At 58.7% G+C, this 17,826-nt stretch carries 12 protein-coding genes; 5 read left to right on the top strand and 7 right to left on the bottom strand.

Going from position 1 to position 17,826, the window contains the following annotated elements; all coding sequences use genetic code 11:
* The first annotated feature begins 3 nt into the window (after nucleotides 1–3).
* The gene (nhaD, locus tag B2589_RS12695; protein ID WP_286816810.1) at nucleotides 4–1,257 is read left to right on the top strand and encodes a sodium:proton antiporter NhaD; all 1,254 of its coding nucleotides are present in this window, start codon (nucleotides 4–6) and stop codon (nucleotides 1,255–1,257) included.
* 57 nt (nucleotides 1,258–1,314) lie between these two features.
* On the opposite strand, the gene B2589_RS12690 is transcribed toward nhaD, so the two are convergent.
* A complete protein-coding gene (locus B2589_RS12690) occupies nucleotides 1,315–1,854 on the bottom strand; it encodes a porin family protein (RefSeq protein WP_058340941.1) in 540 nt (179 codons plus the stop codon).
* A 256-nt stretch (nucleotides 1,855–2,110) separates the two neighbouring features.
* Between B2589_RS12690 and B2589_RS12685 the strand changes: the two genes are divergently transcribed.
* Nucleotides 2,111–3,529, top strand: coding sequence for a TrkH family potassium uptake protein (locus tag B2589_RS12685; protein WP_094623981.1), 1,419 nt, complete (start codon nucleotides 2,111–2,113; stop codon nucleotides 3,527–3,529).
* 2 nt (nucleotides 3,530–3,531) lie between these two features.
* On the opposite strand, the gene glgP (B2589_RS12680) is transcribed toward B2589_RS12685, so the two are convergent.
* The 6 genes from glgP (B2589_RS12680) to glgC form a co-directional block, all read right to left on the bottom strand.
* Entirely contained in the window at nucleotides 3,532–6,036 is a 2,505-nt protein-coding gene (gene glgP / locus B2589_RS12680) for an alpha-glucan family phosphorylase (RefSeq protein WP_286816809.1), read from the bottom strand.
* Nucleotides 6,037–6,053: 17 nt separating this feature from the next.
* On the bottom strand, nucleotides 6,054–6,824 hold the full coding sequence (locus B2589_RS12675) for an SDR family NAD(P)-dependent oxidoreductase (protein WP_286816808.1): 771 nt from the start codon (nucleotides 6,822–6,824) through the stop codon (nucleotides 6,054–6,056).
* A 28-nt stretch (nucleotides 6,825–6,852) separates the two neighbouring features.
* Nucleotides 6,853–7,212, bottom strand: coding sequence for a PilZ domain-containing protein (locus B2589_RS12670; protein WP_286816807.1), 360 nt, complete (start codon nucleotides 7,210–7,212; stop codon nucleotides 6,853–6,855).
* Nucleotides 7,213–7,334: 122 nt separating this feature from the next.
* The gene (gene malQ / locus B2589_RS12665; protein WP_286816806.1) at nucleotides 7,335–8,729 is read right to left on the bottom strand and encodes a 4-alpha-glucanotransferase; all 1,395 of its coding nucleotides are present in this window, start codon (nucleotides 8,727–8,729) and stop codon (nucleotides 7,335–7,337) included.
* The gene (locus B2589_RS12660) at nucleotides 8,726–10,453 is read right to left on the bottom strand and encodes a glycoside hydrolase family 57 protein (protein ID WP_286816805.1); all 1,728 of its coding nucleotides are present in this window, start codon (nucleotides 10,451–10,453) and stop codon (nucleotides 8,726–8,728) included. The genes malQ and B2589_RS12660 overlap by 4 nt, the downstream gene beginning before the upstream one ends.
* The gene (glgC, locus tag B2589_RS12655; RefSeq protein ID WP_286816804.1) at nucleotides 10,443–11,708 is read right to left on the bottom strand and encodes a glucose-1-phosphate adenylyltransferase; all 1,266 of its coding nucleotides are present in this window, start codon (nucleotides 11,706–11,708) and stop codon (nucleotides 10,443–10,445) included. Before glgC ends, B2589_RS12660 begins: the two co-directional genes overlap by 11 nt.
* 204 nt (nucleotides 11,709–11,912) lie before the next feature.
* Here glgC and glgB point away from each other — a divergent pair, with 204 nt between their 5' ends.
* Genes glgB through glgP (B2589_RS12640) form a run of 3 tightly spaced genes read left to right on the top strand, consistent with a single transcriptional unit; the run spans nucleotide 11,913 to nucleotide 17,825 of the window.
* Nucleotides 11,913–13,808 carry a 1,4-alpha-glucan branching protein GlgB gene (gene glgB, locus B2589_RS12650; protein ID WP_286816803.1) on the top strand — a complete coding sequence of 632 codons (1,896 nt, stop codon included), beginning with the start codon at nucleotides 11,913–11,915 and terminating at the stop codon, nucleotides 13,806–13,808.
* A complete protein-coding gene (gene glgA / locus B2589_RS12645; protein ID WP_286816802.1) occupies nucleotides 13,805–15,253 on the top strand; it encodes a glycogen synthase GlgA in 1,449 nt (482 codons plus the stop codon). Before glgB ends, glgA begins: the two co-directional genes overlap by 4 nt.
* A 19-nt stretch (nucleotides 15,254–15,272) precedes the next feature.
* Nucleotides 15,273–17,825 (top strand): alpha-glucan family phosphorylase, encoded by a 2,553-nt coding sequence (gene glgP, locus B2589_RS12640; protein WP_286816801.1) that lies wholly within the window; start codon nucleotides 15,273–15,275, stop codon nucleotides 17,823–17,825.
* The last annotated feature ends 1 nt before the right edge of the window (nucleotide 17,826 follow it).

Raw genomic sequence — 17,826 nt, 5'->3', positions numbered from 1 at the left:
GAGATGCCAGTTCTTGATGCTGTTCTGATTGCGGTTGCGGTGCTTGCGCTTCTTGGCGTGATTTTCGAAGAAGTCATCCACGTTAATAAGGCAAAGACGACCCTGTTTTTTGGCACCCTGAGTTGGGTGTTGCTGTTTCTTTTCAGTGTCAGCCCGGATGAAACTGCCGCGGTCTCAGCCGGGCTGTCTGAAAGTGTTGCCGAGATTGCCGGGCTCTGGTTGTTCCTGGTGGCGGCGATGACCTTCGTGGCATACCTGAACAAGAAAGGCATGATCGAGAACATGATCTACCTGATCATGCCACGCAAAGTGACGGAACGCCGATTGCTGTTCCTCACCGGGCTGTTCTGTTTTGTGTTCTCGTCCCTGGCGGACAATATCACCGCTACCCTCGTTTCCTGCTCACTGATCCTGTCCCTGAACCTTGAACTCAAGAAACGCCTGCAATTTATTGTTCTGGTTGTGTTTGCGGTGAACTCCGGTGGTGTCTCGCTGATTACCGGCGATGTAACCACGCTGATGATCTTCCTGGCCGACAAGGTAGAGATTCTGACATTGCTGACACTGGCCATCCCGGCCTCGATCACGGTGTTTATCCTGGCGGTGTTCCTCTCCGGCGGGCTGTCCGGAACGGTGACGCTGCAAGCCAGCTCCAATGAAGTGCGAAAGGTTGATGTGATCATCGCGATTCTGTTCCTGGCGACCATTATCGGCACCATTAGCGGAAATGCCCTGTTTGGCATCCCGCCGGTTCTTACCTTTCTGTTCGGTCTTTCTATCATGTTCCTGGTGTCCCGGTTCATGAGCAGCGACGAAGACCTGGACCCGATCCTGGAATACATTCGGGTGATCGAGTTCGAAACCCTGCTGTTTTTCCTCGGTATTCTGTTGCTGGTGGGTATGCTCAAGGAAATCCACGCGCTGGATTCGCTGGTAGCCATCTATGACGTACTGCCGCCGGTCTACGCCAATTATCTGATGGGCATTTTCTCGGCGATTATCGACAACGTTCCGTTGACCGCTGCGTTGCTGAAATCCGGGATTGATATGAGCCCTGCGGAATGGATGGGGCTTACCTACGCCGTGGGCGTGGGCGGTTCTTTGCTGGTGATCGGCTCTGCCGCAGGCATTGTGGCCATGAGCAAGATTCAGGGACTCACCTTTGGCACCTACATGCGCTACGCCCTTCACTTGCTGGCTGCCTATACGCTGGGCTATGGCGGGGTGTTGTTACTCGGATCCTTTATTAACGGTTGAGCATGAAAAAGCCCGCGGGAAGAGGCTTCCGGCGGGCTTTGTGCGTTGGGCGCGGGGTTAGAAATTGACTTGCATGCCGATGCCCAGGCCATCCACGGTTACATCGTTATCATCGTAGTAACGCATGTACTCCAGGTTCGCGGACAGGTTCGGGGCGAAGGCGAAGTTTACGCCAGCGCCATAGGAAAAGTCGGAGTCGTCGTCCTTGGCATTACCTGCCTCAGCTTCGATACGGGTGAAACCCAGCACCCCGTAAGGCGTAATCGGGCTCTCATTTACCATGTTGAAAGTGGCGTAGCCGCCGAAGAAGTTGTCCAGTTTAACGTCAACGCCCCGAACAGTATCGTCATCTACACCAAACCCCGCGCGAGCTTCCACGCCAAAGTATTCGGTGGCCATTACGCCCACTTTGCCGGACAGTGTGCCCGCGTCGGCATCACCAATTCCGTCAAAATCCGCGTTCATAAACGTGTAATTCGCACCCGCATACAAACCTCCAACGCCAGATTTGTACATATCCTGGGCCGATGCGGCGCCAGCCATGGCAATGCCGGCCGTAGCCACAGACGCAATCAGAACATTCTTTTTGATAGTCATAGCGTTTCTCCTTGGTGAAAAACGGAGTTGTGTTGCACTCCTGTTATCAACTTGCACCAACTCAACGGCACTGGCCATAGTAAGGTTCCGCATTTACCCGGAATTTACAGTGTTTTAATTTGCCGGTAATCCTGCGCCACGCGGGCTGTTACCTTGCGGATACAGGGCACCGCGGGTATCCTGACGGCCTCTCACTGTCAGCTGGTACGGGCGCACCTTGAGAAATCTAAATCCTGTTATTTTTATTGTCAGCGTGATGTTTGTACTTTTGAGTGCTTTCATGACGTTACCGGTGTTTCTCCTGGCCGGAACTCCCTCCGGCGCGCCTAATGCCATGGCGTTTGCAGAGTCTGCTGCGATCGTCTGTGTGCTGGGTATTCTGGGTATCCTGCTTACCCGCAACAATAATCGGGAGCTCAAGCCCCGATACATGTTTGTTCTGACCGTATCCAGCTGGTTTATTATCGCCCTGCTCTCGTCCCTGCCTTTTTATCTGAGCGATAACGGTATTTCTGCTGCCGACGCGGTGTTTGAAGGTACCTCCGGCATTACCACTACGGGCGCTACCGTGTTCAGCGGGCTGGATAACTTTGACCGGGACCTGCTGCTCTGGCGTTCCATTCTGCAATGGCTCGGTGGCATCGGGATTATCGGTATGTTCGTTGCCGTTCTGCCGTTCCTGCGGGTGGGCGGAATGCGCCTGTTTGCGACCGAATCCTCGGAGTGGACTGACAAGGCCCTGCCCCGGATGAAAACCCTCAGTCGTGGCCTTCTGTTCGTTTATTTGGTGTTCACCGTCATCGCAGTAACGACCTATTGGTTATCCGGTATGAGCCTGTTTGATGCGTTCAACCACGGTTTGACCAGTATCGCTACCGGTGGCTTCTCCACCTCCGACATGTCCATGGGCAAATTCAACGACTTGATCCTTATGGAAGCAACCTTCTTTATGATGCTCGGCAGCTTGCCGTTCTTCCTGTTTGTGCGGGAAATGCACGGCCAGCACTTTGTGCTGTTCAAGGATCAGCAGGTACGCCTGTTCCTGGCGATTCTGCTGGTAGTGCCACTGTTGCTCACGCTGCACCGGTGGTGGGTATCGCCGGTGGCATTCGACCCCTTCCATAATTATGTATCCACCCTGTTCAACGTTACCTCGGTGGTGAGTACCTCCGGTTACGCTTCGGAAGACTATTCAGCCTGGGGCCCTCTGGCGTTTGTCGCCTTCTTCTTCCTGATGTTTGTGGGTGGCTGTTCCGGCTCCACGGCCGGCGGTATGAAGATTTTCCGCTTCCAGCTGTCACTGATTATCCTGCGGGAGCAGCTGATGCGCCTGTTGCACCCCCGCGCGGTGTTTACCCGGAATTACAACGGCCGGGCGGTCAGCGACGAGATTATCTCCTCGATGATCGCCTATACCTTTATTTTCCTGCTGTGCCTGCTGATTATTACGGTACTGCTGGCATCCCTGCAGCTGGACTTTGTCACTTCGCTGTCGGGCGCGCTGACATCGCTCACCAACGTTGGGCCTGGACTGGGCGACATTATCGGCCCGGCGGGTAACTTCGGCCCGCTGCCGGATGCCGCCAAGTGGATTCTTTCGGTGGGTATGCTGATGGGCCGCCTGGAGATTCTCAGCGTGGTGATTGTGTTGTCACCGGGATTCTGGCGCGGCTGATTCTAGCGGTACCAAAGGATGTGGCTGTCTTCCAGCGGCAGGTTCAGGCGGGCATCCTTTACCCGGATTCTCGGGGTGAAGTGGCCTGCCGGGCGCGGGGGCACGGTTGCCCGGTAGAGATAGCTGTCTTCAGACCCCTCCAGTGCATGCTCCATAGCCATGGGTTGCACCAGTCTTGGCCCGAACTCCGACGCTTCCGCCACCAGTTCCACCGCCAGTTGTTCATGGCCCAGGCCGTCCAGGTAAACACAGAGTGAAAAGGTCTGGCTGTTGTCGCCCGTCTGTTCGGTCAGTTCACCAAACCGAAGTTTTGGCCAGTGCCGGCAGACGTTCTTTCGGTTGGCAACCAGCTCGGCCGCGATTTCCGGGGTGCGTTCGTTACCCTGGGTCACCATCGGCAGGTAAAAGTCGGAAACATACTCCCGCACCATGCGGTTTGCCGAATAGCGGGCGGTCAGCTGGTCCATACTGGCACGGATGCGTTGCAGCCAGGTACCGGGCAAGCCCTTGTCATCCAGGTGGTAGAACTCCGGAATCACCTGCTGTTCCAGCAGTTCATAAAGTTCCCGGGCATCCGAGTCGTCATGGCTGCCATCCAGTGCCAGTTCTTCAAAGCTTGCCCCGGGCCGTATCGCCCAGCCAACCTGATCGTTCCAGGCTTCCGCCCACCAGCCATCAAACTGGGAAAGGTTGAGCCCGCCGTTCACCAGAACTTTCATGCCACTGGTGCCACAGGCTTCCCACGGGTGGCTCGGGGTGTTTAACCACACGTCAACGCCCTGAATCAGCTGGCCGGCCACGGCAAGGTCGTAGTCTTCAATGAACACTACCTTGCCTTCCACTTCCGGGCGCTGCGAAAAGGCTTTCCAGCGCCGGATCAGTTCCTTGCCAACCTTGTCCTTCGGGTGTGCCTTGCCAGCCAGCACGATCTGCAACGGCCGGTCACGGGTGGTCAGTAACCGGACGAGCCTTTCCGGGTCTTTCAGCAACAGGTCCGGGCGTTTGTAGGCCGTGAACCGCCGCGCGAAACCCAGTGTCAGGGTTTCTGTATCCAGCAACAGGCCGCAGGCGGCGTCCGGGTTGCTGCCGTAGTTATGTTCGCAATGTTGTGCGTGCAGGCGTTTACGCAGATAACTCACCAGCCGGCGGCGCTGGTTGCGGCGCATTTCCCAGATAGACAGGTCATCAACGTCGCACATGGGTTCCGGTTCGAGCATTGGCTGGCGCCAGCGGTCCTTGCCACAGGCGCGGGTCCAGAGCTGGTCGGATTCCGGAGAATCCCAGCTCGGGGTATGGATTCCGTTGGTCACGTAGTCTGCAGGGATATCCGGCGTGGGCCAGCGACCAAACCAGGGCTGGAAGATGGTCTGGGTCACCTTTTGGTGTATCCGGCTGACACCGTTGAAGCGGCCGCTCATGCCCAGGGCCAGCCCCGCCATATTCAGGTCTGATGTGCCACCATTGGCGATGCCCAGCAGGTTCTCCAGGCGGTTGCCCTGCCCGGAAAGCCAGGGTTCCAGGTACAGGGCCGCCAGTGCGCGGGGAAAACGGTCGAACCCGGCGGCCACGGATGTGTGGGTGGTGAACAGGTTAGTGGCCCGGGTGGCAACGCGGGCGACTTCAAAATCAGTTTGCTGGCTGCGTTGCCACTGGTGGGCCCGCTCTACCAGGGCCAGGGCACTGTGGCCTTCGTTAATGTGGCAAAGTGCCGGTTTCCGATCCAGAAGTTCCAGCAAACGCCAGCCTCCGATACCCAGAACCATTTCCTGTTGCAGACGCTTTTCCGGGTCGCCACTGTAAAGTTCGCTGGTGATACCCCGGTCGCCGGGTTCGTTGCGGGGGTCGTTACTGTCCAGCAGCAGGAGCTCGCAACGCCCCACCTGGCCTTTCCAGCCCCGAAGCCGAACCTCCCGGCCCGGAAAGGGTACAGTCACCCTCGCCCATTCGCCGTTGCTGTCCCGTAAGGGCGATACCGGCAACATGGTGGGATCGTTGTAGGGATGGAATTCGATCTGTTCGCCTGCCGTGTTCAGGGCTTGCCGGAAGTATCCTTGCTGATACAGCAGGCCCACGGCCATCACCGGAACACCGAGGTCACTGGAAGCTTTGAGGAAATCGCCAGCGAGTACTCCGAGGCCGCCACTGTACAGAGGCAGTGATTCGGAAACGCCATATTCCATGCAGAACCAGGCGATTCCGCCATCGAGATTGTTATTGCAGGAATCCGAATACCAGGTCGCAGCCCGGGTAAAGTCTTCATGCCGGCTGACCTGCTCCTGATAGAGCGTCAGGAAATCCGGATCCTGGGATAACGCCTGCAGGTGCTCCACTGCAACCCCGTTGAGCACTAGCCAGGCATTATGGGTGGCTTCCCAGGCTTCTTCGTCCAGGGCCCGCCATAACCGGTCGCCGCCGTGATGCCAGGTCCAGCGCAGGTCCAGTGCCAGGGAGATAAGCCCCGACAACTGGTCGGGCAGGGCCCGCATGGAATAGGCGGCAAGTGTCATGGGCTGGCCTCAAGCCGTCAGTGTGCGGTGTAGCCACCGTCGATCACCAGCTCGCTGCCGGTTACAAATTTGGATTCATCCGACGCCAGGTAAACCACGCCCCAGGCGATGTCGTCCGGCTCGCCCATGTGGCCCAGCGGGTGCAGGGCGGCGGTGGCCTTTTTCGCCTCTTCCGGATCCACTCCGGTGGTTTTCATGTGGCCCTCTACCATCGGTGTCCAGATAAAGCCGGGGTGGACAGAGTTCACCCGGATTCGGTCTTTGGCGTAGATCATGGCATCTGTCTTGGACATCAGCCGTACCGCACCCTTGGAGGCATGGTATGGCGGTGCGTCGGGAGCACCTACCAGGCCATAAATGGAGGATAGGTTGACGATGCTGCCGCCTCCGGCTTTCAGCATGTGCGGAACCGAGTGCTTGGTGCAGAAAAACACACCCTTTACGTTGATATCCTGAACCTTGTCCCATTCTGCCTCGGTCACTTCGTGGGTCGGCTTGTTGGCACCGGAGATACCGGCATTGCTCACCATAACGTTCAGCTTGCCAAAGCGCTCGGCCACGCAATCCAGCGCTGCTTTCACCTGGCTTTCATCGGCCACGTCACAATGCCAGTAAGCCACCCGGAAACCTTTCTTGGTGAGTTCCTGCACCAGGGCTTCGCCTTCTTTATCAAGCACGTCGAGCACACCTACTGCCGCGCCCTGCTCTACCATCCGTTCCACCATGGCCCGGCCCAGGCCCAATGCTCCGCCGGTTACCGCTGCTACCTTGCCTTCCAGTCTAGCCATTGCTGTTTCTTCCTTTCGTGTCGGGTTTTTAGTGAATCTTGCGATGTCTGAGGGCCGCCCGGCCGTCTGCGTCTTTGTGGTCTTCCAACCAGAGTATCAGCTCGGAAATGACCCTTGCGTCATTCTCTGCGCTGTCAAAATCGACGCCGAGCCCCTGGTCGGCCCTTCGAACCACGTGGGCCTTCAGCGTATGGTGTTTCTCGGGTTGCTCGGGAAACCGGAACGACAAGTGCAGGGCCTGGTTCAGCCGCACATCATCAAAGCCGGTGACAATAAAAAGCCCCCGCCTGGACGCATCTTTTATCGCCCCGGTGGCTACAGGCATACCACGCTTGTACACCAGTATAGGCAACTCCCCTTCAATTCGCTGGCTAAGACGGTGTTCCATTAGAGCCCCCTTTCACAAACTTTTGTTTTCTGGCGGATACAGGTTAGACCTGTTCATTCACCAGTTATATCTGTTTGTTTATTGATCAACTTGACTCTGATCAATAAATAACCGGAGCAACATTACCGCCCGTATAGCTGAACCGTTTCCCTGAGCCGGGCAATATCCACAAGCTCCTGATAATGCTCTGGAAGCTGCCATATCCAGTTGTTCTCGATGGTACCGGGGGTGTTGAATCGGGCATCAGAGCCCAGGCCCAGCAAGTCCTGTACGGGCACAACCACCAGCCCGGAGACCGATCCCATGGCGGCCTGGATAATTGGCCAGGGCATCTGCGCTGCCTCTTCGCCGGTAATTCTCAGGTAGTGGTTTACGTGTTGCCGCGTGCGCTCATCAAGGCTGTGGTACCAGCCCAGGGTGGTGTCGTTGTCGTGGGTTCCGGTGTACACCAGGTCTTCCGCCCTGTGGTTATGCAGCAGGTGCGGATTGCCCGGGCTGCCGTCAAAGCCGAACTGCAGAACCGTCATGCCGGGCAGCCGGAAACGGTGGCGCAACTGCTCCACATCGTCGCCGATAATGCCGAGATTCTCGGCTACCAGGGGAAGGTCCGGCAGTTCCCGGAAACAGGCCGACAGAAAGTCATCCCCCGGGCCCGGCACCCAGTAGCCGTTCACCGGCCGGGGGTCACTGGCAGGAATTTCCCAGAACGCCTGCAGGCCCCGGAAATGGTCTATCCGCAACAGATCAAACTTTTCCCGCTGGCTGGCCAGGCGGCTGAGCCACCACCGGTAACCATCCCGTGCCATGGCCTGCCAGTTATAAAGCGGGTTACCCCAGTGCTGGCCGTCCGGCGAAAAATAATCCGGCGGAACGCCAGCTACTGCCAGCGGCTGACCGTTTGCATCCAGCTTGAACTGCTCCGGATTGGCCCAGACATCGGCGCTGTCGTGGGCCACAAAGATGGGAATGTCCCCGAACATCAGCACGCCCCGGTCCCGGGCATATTCCCTGAGCGCATGCCATTGCCGGTGGAACAGGAACTGCTCGTATTTCACCTGTTCGATGGCTGATTCATTGGCCCGGGAAAACTCTGCCAGTGCACTGGAGTCGCGCCGTCGCAGGGGGTCGGGCCAGTCCGGCCAGGCTGTTCCCGGGTATCTGGCCCGGATGGCCATAAACAGTGCGTAGTCATCCAGCCAATGGCTGTGGCTGGCCAGAAATTGTGGCCAGGCATCGTCAATCTCCCGGCTTTCCAGCTTGCCGGGCAGTTCCCTGAAGTCGATCAGCTCCGGGTTACCGGCGTGGGCCGACAGCGACTGATAGGGTGAAAGATCCGGATGGGTCGGCCCGATAGGCAGCGTTTGCCACACCGTTACACCGGCCGCTGCAAGCCAGTCCACAAACCTGCGAGCGCTTTCGCCCAGCTTGCCGTGGCTGCCCGGCAAGGCTGTCGGGTGCAGCAGCACACCGGCACGGCGCCGGGAAAACACAGAAACGGGCGGCAGGGCCTGAGTCATGAACCCTCACCCGATTCGTGCCCTGGCCGCATGGCGCCGCCCCGGGCCGGCTCGCCACCGCCCTGGCTCAAGGGCTGGAAGAGGCTCGATGGTGCCGGGTATCCGATGGCGTCGTACAGGTTGACCAGGTGGCGCCGGTAAAGGTGTTCGAAATCTTTCACTACAGCAGCCGGGTTGTAATCACCAAACCACCAGAACCAGTCCGAACCTTCACACAAGCCCAGCTGCCTTGCAGCCGCCGCCTTCTGTTCTGCATTTAACGAGCCGTTGTCCATCACCTTGTCGTAATGCTGCTTGGCTTCACACAGCAAATCCCAGGCACGGTTTTTGTCGGGGTCGCCAATCCAGGTTGAGAAGGTTCCGTAAATCCAGCTGCCGGCAACAAGGTGAGGCAGGCCCTCGGGCTGGCAATCCGGGGTATCCAGGTAATCCCGGTAGGTGGTCAGTTTCAGATCCGAGTGGTTCTCCAGAACCCGGTACAACTCGTCCAGGAAGTAGTAGCCGTTCTCCGGGTAATATTCCCAGGCATTCTCACCGTCCAGAATCACCGAAATCACCGCATTGGCGTTGTTGCGATTATCCTTCGCAATATTCTCCATGTGATGTACCAGGTCACCCACGGCATCCCGGGCGTGCCAGTCGGCATAGGTAAAGCCGATCAGGTCAGACAACCCGTCATCACGGAAAAACACGGTCAGCGGCTGTTCAGCGAACCGGAATGGCCGGTGGATACTGCCGCCGCCATCGCCCGCACCTTTGTTCCGGGCCAGTTTCATACTGTTGTGGATCACGGAATCGCCGCTGGCGGTCCAGTGGAATCCATGGTCGTCCAGAAGGGGTAACAGTGACTGGCTCAGCGCGCCTTCGGAAGCCCAGCAACCGGTGGGCTGTTTTCCGAAAAACCGCTGGAACACTTTCTTGCCCTCTTCCAGGTGCCATGCCGCCCGCTGATCTCCCCCGGGGTAGTGCCCGTGTTCGGGCAACCGGATATCGGGAATCGCTTCACTGGCGGAATTCAGGTCCAGCAGCAGCGGCATGATGGGGTGCGCCCAGGGGCTCATTGCCAGTTCTACCTGCCCGTTCTGCTCCAGGTGCCGGTATCTCGGGCCGATGCCTGCCAGCAGCTCGGCAATGACATCCAGCACGGCCAGCCGGTCTTCCCGGGAATACTGATGGCCTTTTTCCTGCAGGCTGCGGATAACAGGGTGAGAACGGCGAACGGTTTCTCCCATCCAGCCAAGGTGGTACCACACCAGCAGGTCTTCCAGGAACTGGACGGAAATGTAGCGCTGTATTTCGGGCCGGGCGCGATAGAAACCGGCCAGCTCGGACAACCTGCGGTAAGGGGGAAAGCGTTTGATGATTCGGTCGGCATTGGCCCGCAGGCACTTGTCCATCAGGTCCAGGAAGCCGGGCGAACCGGGCTCCGGCAGGGACTCGCTCACCAGGGCTGCCAGTACCGGATCACCAATACCGGTGCCTTTATGTCGCCAGCACTCGATCTGCACCAGGTACTCTTCAATCTGTTCCAGCAGCACCGGCGCAAAGTTCACCACGGCCCGGGCATCCGGGTGGGCTTCCAGGTGGGCGGCCATGTCGGCGTAGTCTTTGATGCAGTGCAGGTACACCCAGGGGAACAGGAATTCGCCAGTGCTCTGGTCCTGATAGTCCGGCTGATGCATGTGCCAGCAAAGCACGACCGGTGTGCGGTGGTCAGAGGCCATGGGGGTAGTCCTGCTCCAGCATCTCCGGGGTTACCAGCACAATGCCTTTGGGTGATACGTAGAAACGTTTGGCATCCTGTTCTGCGTCATAGCCGATACGGGTCCCTTCCGGAATGCGACAGCCCCGGTCGATGACGGCCCGGCGGATTTTGCAGTTTCGGGCAATATCCACATCGGGGAAAATAACTGTGTCTTCTACAGTACAAAAGGAATGGACAATCACCTTGGAAAACAGCAGTGAACGCTGCACCTGCGCGCCGGACACAATGCAGCCGCCGGCCACCATGGAATCTACGGCATAGCCCCGCCGGTTATCGTCATCAAACACAAACTTGGCCGGGGGCATCTGTTCCTGGTAGGTCCAGATTGGCCATTCCGAATCGTACAGGTTGAGTTCAGGGCTGACGCCGATCAGCTCCATATTCGCCTGCCAGAGCGAATCGATAGTGCCGACATCCCGCCAGTAGGCCGGTTTGTTGTTGACCGGGTCCCGGAACGGAAACGCAGACACCCGAAGGCGTTCGATAATTGACGGGATAATGTCCTTGCCGAAATCGTGGGATGACAGTGTGCTGAGTTCCTGGTCCCGCAACAGCTCATCAAACAGGATTTTGGTACTGAACACATAGATGCCCATTGAGGCCAGGGCTTTACCCGGTTGCCCGGGCATGGGTTTGGGATTGTCCGGTTTTTCAACAAACTCGGTAATCCGGAGCTTGTCGTCCACCGACATCACCCCGAAGGCCCTGGCGTCTTCCAGGGGCACTTCTATACAACCGACCGTAACGTCTGCCTCCTGCTCCACATGGGCGGCCAGCATGGTGCCGTAGTCCATCTTGTAAACGTGGTCACCCGCCAGGATCAGCACATACTCCGGATTGTGGCTGCGGATAATGTCGAGGTTCTGCAGTACTGCGTTGGCGGTGCCTTCGTACCAGGAGGTTTCGATGCGCTGCTGGGCTGGCAGCAGCTCCACAAACTCCCCCATTTCGCCCCGCAGAAAGCCCCAGCCCCGCTGGATATGGCGCATCAATGAGTGGGACTTGTACTGGGTAATCACACCCACCTGGCTGATGCCGGAGTTGATACAGTTGGAGAGTGGAAAATCGATAATCCGGAACTTGCCGCCGAAAGGTACCGCCGGCTTCGCCCGCCACTTGGTGAGGTCTTCCAGCCGGCTGCCCCGGCCTCCGGCCAGCACCAGGGCGAGGGTTTGCCGTGTCAGGCGGCTGACGTAACGCTTTGCCATTTGCATAGTTCTGCTTCCCTGAAAACCCGCTTGGTCCTCTGCCCGTCCTGAGCGAACGGTAATAGACACTGCATTGACGATTTATAAGATTCTAGAACACTACCATCCAATTATGGCGTAAAATTGTCTCAGGTCATTTTTCGATCAGCGGCAAAAACGTCCAATGGTCTAACCTCCAGCCGTACCATTCTGAACGGGAACCCGAGGACTATGGAAAGCCCCACCCTGAGCGAGTTCGACCTCTACCTGCTGGCCGAAGGCCGGCACTGGCATATCTATAATGTGCTTGGCGCACATCCCATGACCCATGAAGGCATCGAAGGTGTGCGTTTTGCGGTCTGGGCCCCCAATGCCAAGGCTGTCAGTGTCGTCGGTGATTTCAATCACTGGCAGGCCGGCGCAGACGCCATGCAGCTGCATGAAGGCTTTGGCGTATGGTCGGCGTTCATACCTAACGTCCAGGTTGACGCCCTGTACAAGTTTTCAATTACAACCCGCGACGGTCACCAGCTCAGCAAAACGGATCCTTACGGCCAGGCCTTCGAACTCAGGCCGTCAACCGCCGCCCGGGTTACCGAGCGCCGGGGCTATTGCTGGGAAGATGGCGACTGGCTGGAAAGCCGCAACCGGTTTGACTGGCAGCGCAGCCCCATTTCCATTTATGAGGTGCATCCCGGCTCCTGGCGCCACCACGGTTCCGGTCGCTGGCTGAGTTACCGGGAGCTGGCAGAACAGCTGATTCCCTATGTTCTGGAGACCGGCTTCACCCACATTGAATTGCTGCCGGTAACCGAGCATCCCCTGGATGAATCCTGGGGTTACCAGACCACCGGCTACTACGCGCCCACCAGCCGCTACGGCAGCCCGGATGACCTTCGTTACCTGATTGACCAGTGCCACCAGCACAATATCGGCGTGATTCTGGACTGGGTTCCCGGACACTTTCCGGACGACGAACACGCCTTGGCAAAGTTCGACGGCACTGCTCTGTACGAACACGAAGACCCCCGCCGGGGCCGGCACCAGGACTGGGGCACCCTGATCTACAACTACAGCCGCCATGAAGTAAAAAACTTCCTGATTGGCAGTGCCCTGTTCTGGCTGGATACCTTCCATGTGGATGGCCTGCGGGTAGATGCCGTTGCCTCCATGCTGTACCTGAATTACTCCCGCAATGAAGAAGACTGGTTGCCGAACGAATACGGCGGCAACGAGAACCTGGAGGCTATAGCCTTCCTTCGGGAGCTCAACCAGGTGTGCCAGGGCCGGTTCCCCGGGGTGCTGATGATGGCCGAGGAATCCACCTCCTGGCCCCAGGTTACCCGGCCACCGGAAGTCGGCGGGCTTGGCTTCAACCTGAAGTGGAACATGGGCTGGATGCACGACACCCTGCACTACTTCCAGCAGGACCCTGTTTACCGGCAATTCCACCACGACAAGCTCACCTTCGGGCTGCTGTATGCCTTTTCCGAGAACTTCCTGTTGCCGCTGTCCCACGATGAAGTGGTACACGGCAAATCCAGCCTGATCCAGAAAATGCCCGGAGACGACTGGCAACAACGGGCATCGCTGCGGCTGCTGTTCAGCTACATGTTCACCTACCCGGGTGCCAAGTTGCTGTTTATGGGCGGCGAGTTCGGCCAACGGCAGGAATGGAGTGAAAAACGGGAGCTGGACTGGCACCTGCTGCAACACGAAGGGCATCAGGGCATCCACAAACTGGTGCAGGACCTTAACCGCCTGTACCGGGAACAACCTGCCCTGCACCGGCTGGACTACAATGCAGCCGGTTTTGAATGGATTGATTGCCACGACTCCACCCAGTCGGTGGTCAGCTACCTGCGCAAACCGGACCAGCACGGTGGCGAGGCCTTGGTGATCGTGGTCAACTTTACCCCCGTGCCCCGGCATCACTACCGGATTGGTGTTCCCCTGGCCGGCAACTGGCAGGAGATCTTCAATTCCGACTCCACCTACTACGGTGGCAGTAATCTGGGCAATCCGTTTACCCTGACTGCAACCGACACCCCCTGGATGGCCAGGCCGGCGTCGGTGGAGGTTACCCTGCCACCCTTGGGGCTGATTATTCTGAAGGCCGATGCATGACCCGAATTCTGTTTGCCACCAGCGAAGTCTTTCCCCTGGTAAAGACCGGCGGCCTGGCCGATGTGTCCGGCAGCCTGCCGGAAGCCCTGTGCCGGCTCGGCTATGATTGCCAGATCCTGCTACCGGGTTATCCCGCTGCACTCAAGGCGGCCCGGGAGGCCGGTTCTCAGCGCAAGGCCCGCTTCCGTTTCGGGCAATACGATGTTTCACTCTGGCAAACTCAGGTGCCGGAGACCCAGGTACTGCTCTGGCTGGTGGATTGTCCGGCCCTGTTCGACCGGCAAGGTGACAGCCCGTACCAGAACGAAAACGGTGAAGACTGGTGGGACAACGCCCATCGTTTTCAACTGTTTGCCCGTATCGGGGCCATGATGGCGCTGGGGCAACTGGGGTTATCCTGGAAGCCGGATATCGTGCATTGCAACGACTGGCAAACCGGCCTGATCCCCGTGTTTCTGCACAACGACAAGCACGCGCCCGCCACTGTCTTTACCATCCATAACCTGGCGTATCAGGGCCTTTTCTCCCATGAAACGTTCAGGGCGCTGGGGTTGCCGGATCATCTCTGGCGCTTTGACCAGTTGGAATTTCACGGCCAGTTTTCCTTTCTCAAGGGCGGCCTGGTGTTCAGCGATGCCATCACCACTGTGAGCCCGAGCTACGCCCGGGAAATCCGCACGCCGGAGTTTGGCTATGGGCTCGACGGTTTGCTGGAACACCGGTCCCATGCCTTGACCGGCATATTGAACGGCATCGATAACCGTTACTGGAACCCGAAGTCGGACCAGCACCTGGATTTCCACTACAGCCCGGACGATACCTCCGGAAAAGCCCAGTGCCGGGCAGCCCTGCAGCGCAAACTGGGGCTGGAAGTGAACGGCGCTCCGGTGCTGGGATTTGTCGGGCGTCTGGTAGAACAGAAGGGGCTGGACTGGCTGCTGGAAGCACTGCCGGCTTTACTGGAAAAGGGTTGTCAGTTTGCCATTCTCGGTTCCGGAGAGGCCCGTTACCAACAGGCGCTGCAACACCTGGCCCGGGACTGGCCCGAACAGTTGTCACTTACGCTGGGTTATAACGAGGCCCTGGCCCACGAAATAACCGCCGGCGCGGACATCTTCCTGATGCCATCCCGGTTTGAGCCCTGTGGCCTGAACCAGATGTACAGCCTGCGCTACGGCACCATACCGGTGGTGCACGGCACGGGCGGGCTGAACGATACCGTACTGGACCCCGGCGAGGTGCCGGTACGGGACGCCAACGGATTTGTTTTCCGGGAGCCCAACGCCCACGGGCTGAAGCGCGCCGTGAACCGGGCGCTCGAGGCCCGCAAGCACCGGAAAACCTGGCAACAGCTGCAGCAAAATGGCATGACCGCAGATTACTCGTGGAAGCACCGGGCCGGCGAATACGCCGCCCTCTACAACAAGCTCAGGCATAACCAGTAACCACAGGGAGGTTCTGAACATGCACAAGGCTACGGAATTCCGGCTTGAAGCCCGCCCCCAACTGCCCGAAGCCCTGTATCGGCTGGGGGAGCTGGCAAACGACCTGTTTTACAGCTGGAACCACGGCGTAAGGGGGCTGTTTGCCCGTATTGATCTGCGCCTGTGGCAGAAAGTGGAGCACAACCCAAAGCTGTTTCTGCGGCGGGTATCCCAGCACCGGCTCGAAGAAGCCGCTGCCGACCGCGCCTTTCTCGCCGAATACCGTCGGGTGCTGTCCAGTTACGATGCCTACGTAGAGGCCGGGCCGGGTGCAGAAGTAGTGGAGCTGCTCAACCCCGAAACCAGCCTGGTGGCCTATTTTTGCGCCGAGTTCGGGTTTCACGAAAGCTTTCCGATCTATTCCGGTGGCCTGGGCATCCTGGCCGGTGACCACTGCAAGGCGGCCAGCGATCTCGGCTTGCCCTTTGTGGCCGTCGGGCTACTGTACCAGCAGGGCTATTTCATGCAGACCATTGATGCCCAGGGCCAGCAAGTAGCCCGGTATCAGTGCCACGACAGCGACGAGCTGCCCATCAGCCCGGTAGAACAGGATGGCGAGCAACTCAAGATTTCCGTGCCCTTCCCGGGGCGGGAGCTGTGGGCCCGGGTCTGGCAGGCGCGGGTTGGCCATATCCGCCTGTACCTGCTCGATGCCAATACACCAGAGAACAACGAGCAGGACCGGGAACTGACCCTGCAACTGTACGGCGGCGATTCAGACACCCGCATCAGCCAGGAAATCCTGCTGGGCATCGGGGGCACCCGGGCGCTGGCAGCACTGGGTATCAAACCCACCGCCTGGCACATCAACGAAGGCCATGCCGCCTTCCAGATCCTGGAGCGCTGCCGGATGGCCATGGAAAACGGCCTCAGCTTCGAGGCCGCCCTGGAATCCGTTGCCGCCTGCACCCTGTTTACCACCCATACGCCGGTACCCGCCGGCCATGACATTTTCCCCCGGGATTTGGTTGCCCATGCCCTGGGCCCGTATACGGAAACCGCAGGGCTGGATTTTGACCGGGTTTTCGAGCTGGGCAGCAAGAACGGCGATGGCACCTTCAACATGACCAGCCTGGGCTTACGGGGCTCGCGGTTTCACAATGGTGTCAGCCGTATCCACGGCGGGGTCGCCTCGGAAATGGAAGGCAGTATCTGGCCGCAAATTCCTCCGGAAGAAAACCCCATCGGTTACATCACCAACGGCGTGCATGTTTCTACCTTCCTGGCGCCGGAATGGGCCAGCCTGTTTGAAATGCAGGCGCCCACCTGGAAAAGCGAGCTGAGAAACCCGGATTTCTGGAATTTTGTCGACAGAATTCCGGATTATCACTACTGGAGCGTGCATAAAGCCCTTAAACAACAGATGGCAGAATTCATCGTGCGCCGGTTGAGGCGCCAGCATCAGCGCAACGGTACCGGCCATTCGGTCACCGAGCGCATGACCCGAAAGCTGGTATCCCCCGAAAAAGACGCCATGGTGATCGGCTTTGCCCGGCGCTTTGCCACCTACAAGCGGGCCACCCTGATATTTTCCGACCTGCCGCGGCTGGAACGGTTACTGACAGACCCTGACAACCCCGTAGTCCTGGTCTTCGCCGGCAAGGCCCATCCCAAGGACAACCCGGGGCAGCAACTGATCAAGGTCATCCACGACCTGTCCATGCAGCCGTCCCTGATGGGCCACATTATTCTTCTGGAAGACTACGACCAGGCCATGGCGAGGCGGCTGTTAAGCGGCGTGGATGTCTGGCTGAATACGCCGGAATATCCGAAAGAGGCCAGCGGCACCTCCGGCGAGAAAGCCGCCATGAACGGCGCCCTCAACCTGAGCGTGCTGGATGGCTGGTGGGGCGAAGGTTACGACGGTAACAACGGCTGGGCCATTGCCCCCCGGGATATCCGTCTGGACCAGGAATTCCGCAACCGTGAAGAAGCCCGGGACCTGCTCGACTTACTGGAAATAGAAATTATCCCGCTGTACTACAAACGGGAAGCCCAGGGTTACTCGAAAGACTGGGTGGCCCGCTCCAAGGCGTCCATGAAAACCATTACGCCCCGGTTCAATTCCCAGCGCATGGTGATGGATTACGTACGGAACTATTACCAGCCGGCCAGCGCCCAGGGCCACCGCCTGGCAGCAAACAAAGGCGAACTGGCCAATGAGCTGGCGCAATGGAAGGCGCGGATACGGGCGGCCTGGCACGGGGTAAACATTCAGATGCACGGTTGTGTCACAGACCGCTGCAACTGGGATGAAGAAGTGGAGCTGAGCGTAGAAGTGGCCCTGAACGGGCTGGCACCGGAGGATATCCGGGTGGAATGCGTGGTGTCACCGGACTGTACCGGCAGCCACGGCGAGCCCGGGCCGGACAGTTTCATCCTGGAGCCGGCAGGTGACCAGGATGGCAAAACCCTGTTCTCCGCGCGCATCAAAGCGCCCTACCCGGGCCTGCAAACCCTGCGCCTGAGGGCCTATCCCTACCACGACGCCCTCACCCATCCGCTGGAGATGGGTGCCATGCTCTGGGCCTAGG

The sequence above is a fragment of the Marinobacter sp. UBA3607 genome, assembly GCF_002375525.1.
Taxonomy (GTDB): domain Bacteria; phylum Pseudomonadota; class Gammaproteobacteria; order Pseudomonadales; family Oleiphilaceae; genus Marinobacter; species Marinobacter vinifirmus.
The sequence above is the reverse complement of the archived record's forward strand: the minus strand, read 5'-3'. Positions and strand labels throughout refer to the sequence as shown.

Coding starts and splice junctions, on each gene's coding strand:
- nhaD (WP_286816810.1), top strand. CDS start 4: ATGCCAGTTCTTGATGCTGTTCTGATTGCGGTTGCGGTGCTTGCGCTT.
- B2589_RS12690 (WP_058340941.1), bottom strand. CDS start 1,854: ATGACTATCAAAAAGAATGTTCTGATTGCGTCTGTGGCTACGGCCGGC.
- B2589_RS12685 (WP_094623981.1), top strand. CDS start 2,111: ATGTTTGTACTTTTGAGTGCTTTCATGACGTTACCGGTGTTTCTCCTG.
- glgP (WP_286816809.1), bottom strand. CDS start 6,036: ATGACACTTGCCGCCTATTCCATGCGGGCCCTGCCCGACCAGTTGTCG.
- B2589_RS12675 (WP_286816808.1), bottom strand. CDS start 6,824: ATGGCTAGACTGGAAGGCAAGGTAGCAGCGGTAACCGGCGGAGCATTG.
- B2589_RS12670 (WP_286816807.1), bottom strand. CDS start 7,212: ATGGAACACCGTCTTAGCCAGCGAATTGAAGGGGAGTTGCCTATACTG.
- malQ (WP_286816806.1), bottom strand. CDS start 8,729: ATGACTCAGGCCCTGCCGCCCGTTTCTGTGTTTTCCCGGCGCCGTGCC.
- B2589_RS12660 (WP_286816805.1), bottom strand. CDS start 10,453: ATGGCCTCTGACCACCGCACACCGGTCGTGCTTTGCTGGCACATGCAT.
- glgC (WP_286816804.1), bottom strand. CDS start 11,708: ATGCAAATGGCAAAGCGTTACGTCAGCCGCCTGACACGGCAAACCCTC.
- glgB (WP_286816803.1), top strand. CDS start 11,913: ATGGAAAGCCCCACCCTGAGCGAGTTCGACCTCTACCTGCTGGCCGAA.
- glgA (WP_286816802.1), top strand. CDS start 13,805: ATGACCCGAATTCTGTTTGCCACCAGCGAAGTCTTTCCCCTGGTAAAG.
- glgP (WP_286816801.1), top strand. CDS start 15,273: ATGCACAAGGCTACGGAATTCCGGCTTGAAGCCCGCCCCCAACTGCCC.